This is a genomic window from Paraburkholderia sp. BR10923, from assembly GCF_040948765.1.
Taxonomy (GTDB): Bacteria; Pseudomonadota; Gammaproteobacteria; order Burkholderiales; family Burkholderiaceae; genus Paraburkholderia; species Paraburkholderia youngii.
Map to the genome: position 1 here is coordinate 1 of NZ_JBFPKO010000068.1, position 9,213 is coordinate 9,213.

General features: G+C 55.2%; 7 protein-coding genes and 1 pseudogene. 3 read left to right on the plus strand and 5 right to left on the minus strand.

The annotated features are described in order from the left end of the window. Positions 1–1,973 precede the first annotated feature (1,973 nt). Both AB3X94_RS40500 and AB3X94_RS40505 read left to right on the plus strand, forming a co-directional pair. On the plus strand, positions 1,974–2,486 hold the full coding sequence (locus AB3X94_RS40500; RefSeq protein WP_176112408.1) for a hypothetical protein: 513 nt from the start codon (positions 1,974–1,976) through the stop codon (positions 2,484–2,486). A gap of 395 nt (positions 2,487–2,881) precedes the next feature. Further along, entirely contained in the window at positions 2,882–3,439 is a 558-nt protein-coding gene (locus AB3X94_RS40505) for a DUF2165 family protein (protein WP_368594223.1), read from the plus strand. Between the two features lie 294 nt (positions 3,440–3,733). Here the strand turns inward: AB3X94_RS40505 and cyoD are convergent, their stop codons facing one another. From cyoD to AB3X94_RS40530, 5 genes are all read right to left on the minus strand, one after another. After that, positions 3,734–4,060 carry a cytochrome o ubiquinol oxidase subunit IV gene (gene cyoD, locus AB3X94_RS40510; RefSeq protein ID WP_176112415.1) on the minus strand — a complete coding sequence of 109 codons (327 nt, stop codon included), beginning with the start codon at positions 4,058–4,060 and terminating at the stop codon, positions 3,734–3,736. Then, positions 4,060–4,671, minus strand: coding sequence for a cytochrome o ubiquinol oxidase subunit III (gene cyoC, locus AB3X94_RS40515; RefSeq protein WP_176112416.1), 612 nt, complete (start codon positions 4,669–4,671; stop codon positions 4,060–4,062). The genes cyoD and cyoC overlap by 1 nt, the downstream gene beginning before the upstream one ends. After that, a complete protein-coding gene (gene cyoB, locus AB3X94_RS40520) occupies positions 4,671–6,680 on the minus strand; it encodes a cytochrome o ubiquinol oxidase subunit I (protein WP_368594225.1) in 2,010 nt (669 codons plus the stop codon). The genes cyoC and cyoB overlap by 1 nt, the downstream gene beginning before the upstream one ends. Positions 6,681–6,686: 6 nt before the next feature. Then, a complete protein-coding gene (gene cyoA / locus AB3X94_RS40525; RefSeq protein ID WP_368614393.1) occupies positions 6,687–7,583 on the minus strand; it encodes a ubiquinol oxidase subunit II in 897 nt (298 codons plus the stop codon). A gap of 84 nt (positions 7,584–7,667) precedes the next feature. Then, positions 7,668–8,306, minus strand: coding sequence for an OmpW family protein (locus AB3X94_RS40530; protein WP_368594227.1), 639 nt, complete (start codon positions 8,304–8,306; stop codon positions 7,668–7,670). 314 nt (positions 8,307–8,620) lie between these two features. Here AB3X94_RS40530 and AB3X94_RS40535 point away from each other — a divergent pair. Then, a pseudogene (locus tag AB3X94_RS40535) lies at positions 8,621–9,213 on the plus strand (IS5 family transposase); the annotation flags it as partial.

Below are 9,213 nucleotides of genomic sequence, written 5' to 3' on the forward strand. Positions count from 1 at the left end.
CGAAACCCGCACCTTCGTCAGCTGCCATCGCCAGCGTCTGCTGCTTCATCCTGTTCTGCCTTCCTTATCCACTCCGCTCTATAACGCTCCGAGTAGCTATGCGGTGGACTTGATCAGCAATGCCTTAACTGTGGCATGACCGATACCGCGGCTGGCGCCGGTCAGCAGCATATAACGAGTAACTTGGCCCATCTGTGCATGTCCAATTGGATAGATCGTTGCGGCGTGCAGTTGAGCGACTGCCGCCCTGCATGGGTGAGGTGTACCTACTCGCAAGCAGGCGTGCCAAACGCACTTCATGCTTGCGAGTGTCTCGCCGACTCCCTAGCCGCTCGTTGTCTTCAATCAAATGTGCCGCGGATATGCTCAGCAACATTCAAAAGTTCCGGCAGTGCAGCAATTGACCAGTTTCCACGATACGTCACCGCGGACACGCGACATGGTTAATTGGTGTTGCGAAAACGGAGACGAGCAGTGAGTAAGAAAGCAATTGCGATTGGCGGGCAATGCGCGGCTTGGACAGCAGCCGCCTCCGTTTGCCGCGGATCCGCGGTATCGCTTCGACGAACACTGGCATCAAGCGTCCGAGGTCGGTCGCATTTTGTGATGCATAGCAGATTTCCTTATGGCGAGGTGCCGCGCCACATTCGAGCAATTTGCACGTCATGAGAAAGAGACGCCCAGTCCCCGTTCCCAACGATTTCCGCCGTCGCTTTGTCGCGCTCCCGACATCCGCCCGTCTTAGATGTAACAAAATGGCCATTGCCACCTTGCGATGGACGCCAGGCCGATAGTGAAAATACATTGAAGCAGCGTAAAACTACCGCAGATCAATCGGCAATATCTAAGAATGTTTCTATAACGCCCAATTGCCTTTTTTGCGAGAAATCCATTTAGAGCCAAATCGCTACCAAAAGGACCGAATCGACCGATCCGATCCAACAGTACTTCGCCCTTCCCAAGCGTCAGACGAACCCCGCACATCATCGCGTCACACTCAAAAAACGCCTCGCGACAGGGCATGGGAATTCTTTTTGCACGGTCGAAACAGTTAGCTTGTAAAGATAACTACTTTTTGGGGGACACAGCCCAGCCTACAGCGGCCAACATGACAATGCCGTTGATGTCGCTCAGACTCAAGGAGTTAGAGCGCAAGGGGGAATCCGGTCGAAGCCGCGGTGCCCAAGGCACCTTCGCTTCAGATCCACTGCCTCGGCTCGAATTCCAGCGAAAGGTGCCGCTGCTCAACCCGACGACTGATTTGATTTCTTTTCATATCGACGGCCCACAATCATTCTGGCGAAAACTTCCCGAATATGGCCCATCGCGTATCATTGATTGCACGTTTGCGTCGACATGCTACACCCCGCGACATAGTTGCCGCCGGAACGGCGAACGCGAAGTCATGTAGCGCGTTCACCATCGGCACGAACTCACCCGTTCTTTCGACAGAGTCCGTGGCTGACCGCGCGGATGCAAGTCTCAGTAGCCGCTCAATTTCGGTGACTGGTTCCGGGTATCACCTTTATAAGGACATTAAAGGGAACGATATTTTTTAGCCCAGTGCTGATAAATTCTGTCCAACATCACGGGCAGCGACTCATATCGAAGGTTGCGTGAGCTGATTGTCTTAGCGCAAGCATATCTCCAATGGAACTACACTGCACTCGGGCCCCCATCTCCGGGCGACTATGCGCGCCGTGGGTGTTGATGCGAATCAAATAACGCCGAAGCGATGTCGTTCGCCGCAGTGTCGCAGTGATCAGTTGAGCGGTAATGACGGTTAGACATCCGTGGACGGCATCCAAGCTCACCGGCCTTCGAGATTGAACACCAACTGGTGTTTGTACTTGACGCCTTTGGTAGCCGGCAGTTAAATAACTTTGTAGAGTTGAACGATGCCACACAGGGAAGCGATTGAGCTGATTGCATACATGGGCACTGTTTCATGGAAGTCGCGAAAGGAGTTGGAAATGAACAAGGAACTGAAAACAGAACCACCGCGTCCAATCTCGCCAGCCGAGATTGCGTCCGATTGGACCGAATGGGGCCGCAGACTTTTGACTCAGAACCAATTGCCGTTTTCCGGTGACGTTTCACAGTGGATAACTGCATGGGGCGAAGCGGTGGGTCAAATCGGACTATTCAATCTGAACATTACGGGCGCGAGAGATCCTGAAAAGGAACGAGCTATTATAAGGCGATACTCATACGGCCATCAGCTCGGAGAAATACTTGCTGTCTTGACACCCATGGCCGATGAATTCTATTCCACTGATCCTCATAAAAGAAGCGCTCTTTCCCCTGCCAGTCGCGATGACTACGAAAGCTTCGTCTCCATGAGAGACGGAATTCAAGAGCTCAAAAATAATAGTCCCTCAACCGTCCAGCAAATTGTAGAGGCGATCAAACGCATGAAAGAAAAGTCACCATTAACTTATCGACGCACAGTCGATGAACTAGTCGACGAACTAAAGAGACTCTAGCAGGGACATGAAAGCACGTCCGTCCGCCAACTCTCCACGAAATCGAATTACTGACTGAATGTCGTTTTGGGGCGCTGGGACTATTGTTCGCCTCACTACTGCGAATGCCAGAAATAAGAACCCTTGGGGCCGGAGATGAATCCGTGCGCGCTCCTTCTGTCGCCCCGCCATCTTTGTGTGAGCGCTGTAATGAGAAGACTGACGTGAGCAATTTTCTGGGTTGCCGAACCGCCCTTAACGCGAGGCAGTGCAATCAGAACAATAGGAAAGTCTAACTCAGTCCGCCTTTCCAAAGCCGCAATGGTACTCGCAATGGCCCTGCTTACCTCGGTCGTGGCCATCGACAACATTACCGATTACGCCACAACTTCGCTTTCGTACGTCATGTGTTTTTAATGGATACGACTTTTCCGGAAAACGGAACCCTCTATCGGTCAATCCGCCGGACGCAGGTCCATCATGCAGGCTATATGACCATGATTGCGATGCAGATACGGACGGCTGCCCTGCGCTGGTTGGGCGGGCTAAAGTTGATGCGTGCACGCCATGATGGCGATGCAACGTTCCTATCGGCCAGAGGGTGGGCCATTTCGGGACTTACGCTGGGTTTCCTCACGTGGCAAGTGATTTTCATGATGATCGGTGGCGAATGGTTTGGTATGTGGATGTCAAGCAATGGAACGGCCTCCAAACCGCTTTTTTGCTTTTTCGTGACATTCCTCCTCGTACTCATCTACTTGGTGATGGCGGACGACGAGAACGGTCGACCCGCTACACCGCACCGAAGATCCTCGGAGCCAGGCCTAAATGCAGCCGCTGTTGACCAACCTTCTAGGCCAGTACGCGCAGCGAACAGGCGGCGGGACGACGGCAGTGGGGCCGGCAATGATACGCAAGCCAAGCATGTGATGGCGCGCACCGTATACGGGTTGCTTCCGGAGCACCGCCCCTAGCATCGGGCCGTGAACGGGTCGATAAGTTTCTCCTTGGCGTACCAGCACCCCTGATGCTCTAGCTTGTTCTTGCACTGAGCGAATCACACATCCAGATTCGCCCCTAGGCGAAACTGCAAGCGATCAACCAAATAGGCGAATAGGTGTACGGATCGCATGGCAGAGGAACATATTCCTGATGCGATTCTGTTGCGTGGAGCAGAATCGGCGTTTCGCGGGCAGCCAGGTCGCATGGAAGTGGGTGCGGGGCTAGTGCATGTCCGGCGCCGGAAAGCAAAGCCCGCAGGCAACTGACTAACGCGACATCATCAGCATCTCGACATTCCGCATCACCCAGACCGTGCCGAGGATCAGGAACGCAGCGGCTAGTATGGTGTAGCAGAGTGAAAGCACGTTCCATCCCTGCCCAGGCGAGAGGGTCAGATGTAGGAAGCACACAAGGTGCACAACGACTTGCAAAAAGCCGAGTACGGCGATCGCGATCATGGCCGTAGTTGCATCGATGGCATCGTACAGCCCGACACCGAATGCGCCGGCCGTAAGTAATACCGACAAAAAGAAGCCCGCGAGGTACCTAGTGAGGCTGCCATGCAACCCCGCGTGAGTCTGTGCATAATCCATTAGAGCATGCTCCCCAGATAGACGAAAGAAAACACGAAGATCCATACTACGTCGAGGAAGTGCCAGAATAGGCTCAGGCACGTTAGCCGCCGGACCTCCTGCTCACCAAGCTGAGGCACCCGCAGCACTTGGATCATCAGTACGAGCATCCACAGCAGGCCGAAGAAAACGTGAATTCCGTGCGCAGTGACGAGCGTAAAGAAGGCTGAGAGAAACGCGCTGCGCTGCGGACCCGCGCCTTCCGCGATCAGCTGCGAGAACTCGCAAAGTTCGAGCGCGAGGAACGACGCGCCAAGAATGAATGTGATCACGAGCCAACCGAGCACGACACCGCTCCTTGCCCGCGGCACACCCAACATCGCGAAACCATAGGTGATGCTAGAAAGCAACAGCACAGAGGTTCCCAGCGCCACGCCCGATAGATCGAAGAGATCGTGACCCGTAGGGCCACCGGCGAACTGGTGCCTCAGCACGCTGAACGTAGCAAAGAGCGCCGCGAACAGCATACAGTCGGTCATCAGATACACCCAGAAGCCGAACACCGAGTGCGATTGTGGATGATCTTGATAATCGACTTCTGAAAAATCTACGCCAACGGTTTTCTGTAACATCAGTAAGCCTCCTCGGCGACTGGACCGTTAATGTCCATCGGGACTCTGGTGCCAAACCGCCGTTCTTCGATCTCACGGACCATCGCCGCGGGAATGTAATATCCGTCGTTCTTGTCGAAGCTCTTTATGATGATCGTGAGGACGATCCCGATGAAACCTAGCAAAGCGAGCCACGCGATGTGCCATACGGCCGCGAAACCCAGCACCAAGCTGCACATCCCTGTGAAAAAACCCGCCGACGTATTGGATGGCATATGGATGTTCACGTACTTTGACGCCAGCCCAAGGCCGCGGCCCGCTTCTTTCATGTACGCGAAGGCGTCAATGTCCTCCACTTGCGGAATGAGAGCGAAGTTGTAGACCGCCGGCGGTGACGAAGTTGCCCATTCGAGCGTGCGCCCATCCCATGGATCGCCTGTCATATCCTTGCACTCGGCCTCGTTGCGGTTCACGAATGCCATCACCCACAGCAGAACCTGTAACAGGATCCCCACCGCGATGATCGCTGCGCCGAGCGCCGCAACGATGAAGTATGGTTGCCATTCAGCCACATCATAGTGATTTGTGCGGCGCGTCGCGCCCATGAAGCCGAGCACATAAACAGGTACGAAGGCCACATAAAAGCCGACGAACCAGCACCAGAACGACGCCTTCCCGAGCTTGTCATCGGGCTTGACACCGAACACCTTCGGAAACCAGTACTGCAGGCCAGCTAAATAGCCAAACACCACACCGCCAATGATGGCGTTATGAAAATGAGCGACCAAGAAAAGCGAATTGTGCAGCACAAAGTCCGCGCCCGGGATCGCCATCATCACGCCGGTCATGCCACCGATAGAGAACGTCACCACGAAACCGATAGTCCAGAACACGGGCGCGGCGAATTGAACGCGCCCGCGATACATCGTGAATAGCCAATTGAAGATCTTGACGCCGGTTGGAATCGCGATAATCATTGTGGCGATGCCGAAAAATGCGTTGACGTCGGCGCCTGAGCCCATGGTAAAGAAGTGGTGCGCCCAAACAAGAAACGAAAGTAGCATGATCGCGCACGATGCGTAGACCATCGTCCTGTAACCGAATAGCGGCTTCTTGCAGAAGGTAGCCATCACTTCCGAATAGATGCCGAAAGCGGGCAGCACCAGAATATACACTTCGGGGTGGCCCCACGCCCAAATCAGGTTCAAGTACAGCATGGCGTTGCCACCAAGTTCGTTCGTGAAGAAGTGCGTGCCAATATAACGATCGAGGCCGAGCAGCGCTACCGCGACCGTGAGAATGGGAAACGTCGCCATGATGAGGACATTCGAGCAGAGCGCCGTCCATGTGAACACGGGCATCTTCATGAGCGACATCCCCGGCGCGCGCATCTTGATGATTGTGACAAAGAAGTTCACGCCCGACATCAAGGTGCCGACACCCGAGAGCTGGATCGCCCATATATAGTAGTCCACTCCAACGCCAGGACTAAATTTCAGCTCGGAAAGCGGCGGATACGCGAGCCAGCCGACCTTCGCGAATTCGCCAGCTACGAGGGACAGATTGATCAACACCGCGCTGACTGCGGTCAACCAGAATGAAAGCGAGTTCAGGAACGGAAACGCCACGTCGCGCGCGCCGATCTGCAATGGCACGACGAGATTGAAGAAGCCTACCATGAGCGCCATCGCCATGAAGAAGATCATGATGACGCCATGCGCCGTGAAGATCTGGTCGAAGTGATCCGGCGGCAGATAGCCTGGCGAATTGAACGCGACGGCCTGTTGAAGGCGCATCATTACGGCGTCGGCAAAGCCGCGCACCAACATGAGCACGGCCACGATCATGTACATGACGCCGATGCGCTTGTGGTCCACGCTCGTGAGCCACTCGACCCAGAGGTACTTCCACTTACCTTGTAAGGTGACCAGCCAGAACACGCCGAGGACAACAAGCGCCATGAACACCGACGCCCCCATGATGATGGGCTGATCGAACGGCATCGCGTCTAATGTGAGTTTTCCGAACATGGCTGTTTACCCTTTGGTTACGCACGATGAGACAGTGAAATCCGCGACGTTGCCGTTGTTGTATTTGCCGACGATTTTGTCGAAAAGCCTCCGGTCGACCTTCGAAAAGTACTGCACGGGCGCGTTTGCCTGCGGCTGCGTGACCGTTGCGTACCGATCCATCGTAAGCTGGGTCGATGAAGCTTTTACCGTCTCCACCCACGCATCGAAGCCCTGCTGGCTCGTAGCCACCGTACGGAACTTCATGTCGGAGAAGCCTTTGCCGCTGTAATTCGACGAGAAGCCCGTGAAGTCGCCCGCTTCGTCGGCGATCAGGTGTAACCGGGTTTGCATGCCGGCCATCGCGTAGACTTGAGTGCCAAGTTGCGGGATGAAGAATGAGTTCATCACCGAGTCCGACGTGATGCGAAAATTGACCGGCGTGCTCACAGGCACCGCCAATTCGTTCAGTGTAGCGATGCCGAGGTCAGGATAGATAAAGAGCCATTTCCAGTCGACCGCGACGACTTCGACGTTGATGGGCTTCACCTCTGATTCCAGGGGTTTATAAGGGTCGAGCTCATGCGTGGTACGCCACGTAAGGATGGCGAGGAACAGAATGATGGCAGCGGGTATGGCCCAGACCACCACTTCAATCGCCGTTGAGTGAACCCAGGTCGGGACGTAGCGTGCGCTGCGGTTCGACGCGCGGTAGCGCCACGCGAAGGTAAGCGTGAGGATAATAACGGGCACTACGATCAGCAGCATGGCCCATGTGGCCGAGGCGAGGAGTGATCTCTCCGCCGTGCCTACGCTACCCTTGGGACTCAGGACGAGAAACTTGGGGCTGCACCCAGCAAGGGAAACGAACAGCCAACCACCGATGGGGATTAACCACTCCTTAAAAGCTTTCCTGTCTGTCATGCCCATCTTCTCCCAAGTTAACCACTGTACTAGGAGCGAAGCCAGCCGTTCACTGAACCGTCTGTCGCTTGAGATTCGCAACGTCTAGAACTTCACCCCGACGCCAATACCAATGACCAGCGGATCGACATGCAAGGCGCCAATTGTCGAGCCGCTAAGCGATGCGTCAGTCTTCATCCATATCTTCTTGATGTCGGCGTTAACGAATAGACTCTTTGATGCCTGCACGTCAATCCCGACCTGCAGCGCAGGACCAAAGCTGTGATTCTTTATAGAGACGGGTACACCTCCCGCGTGCAATCCGTTGTTATAGAAGAGCGTGTAGTTGAGTCCGGCACCAACGTACGGTCGAACGCGTCCCGCATGATTAAAATGATATTGCAATAACAATGTCGGTGGCAGCACGTTAACGCCACCAAGGTCGCCGAGATTCGACGTCAGGTGATGACGTGAGGTACCAAGAATCAACTCCACGCCGATGCTGTCCCGTACCATATAAGTGAAATCGACCTCTGGCACCAGCGCGTTGCTTACGCCGACATCGAGCGCGGAAAGCGTGTCAGTGCTGCGAACTTGCGGTTCAATGCTTATCGCGCGGAGGCGTACCAACCAATCACCTGCGTAGTTTCCGACGACTGCACTGTCGGCGGCGTTAGCTGCGTGCGGTCCAAATGGTGGCATAAGGAGTAGTGCAGCAGCCACATTACGGAGTTGCTTTATCATTGTCATTACCTTTAGCCATTAACCTTCTGCAGTGTGTCCGAATTCGTGGCCGATAGCGTTGATCGCAATCAACTGATGTTTTACGCAGTGCTTGTGTGCGTTACCGCGTCGCAGGCCATATAAATTCTTGCACTTGTCCGTCCGCGCTCCGAATTGCGCAATGCGTCCCGAAATGCTTTGCAGCCGTTCGTGAGATTGCGATATGCCGTGTGGCTCTCCGTAGCACTAAGAAGCCTTAACAAAATGATTGCTTTGATCTGTTAACTTCCAACGATTGCTGTTAACCTCGTCATTGTTTCGGTGACGAGGAGGCCATGGCCAAACTACTCGATGATGCGTTGTGGGCACTCATTGAACCCTTGCTGCCCCCACCCAAACCTCGCCGCTCACGGGATCCCGGACGCAAACCACTGGATGACCGGGCCATGCTTACCGGCATCCTGTTCATCTTGCAGACGGGCCTGCGCTGGGACCTGCTGCCACGCGAGATGGGCTGCGGCAGAGGCATGAGTTGCTGGCGCCGTCTACGAGACTCGCAGGCTGCCGGCGTCTGGGACCGGCTACACGAAGTGCTGCTCGCGAAGCTACGCGAGTCCGACCGGATTGACTGGTCCCGTGTCGTCGTCGACTCCTCCTCGATCCGCGCGGTGGGCGCAGGTCAAAAACGGGACCGAATCCCACCGATCGCGCGCGAGCTGGTTCAAAGCATCACCTCGTTACCGAAGCGCAGGGCATCCCGCTCGCGGTAATCCTCACCGGCGCCAACCGTCACGATGTCAACCAGCTTCACGCGCTGGTTGATGCGATCCCACCCATTGCCGGCAAGCGCGGCCGGCCGCTTTCGAAGCCCCGCATCGTTCAGGGCGATCGGGGCTACGATCACGACAAATACCGCCGTCCGCTGCAC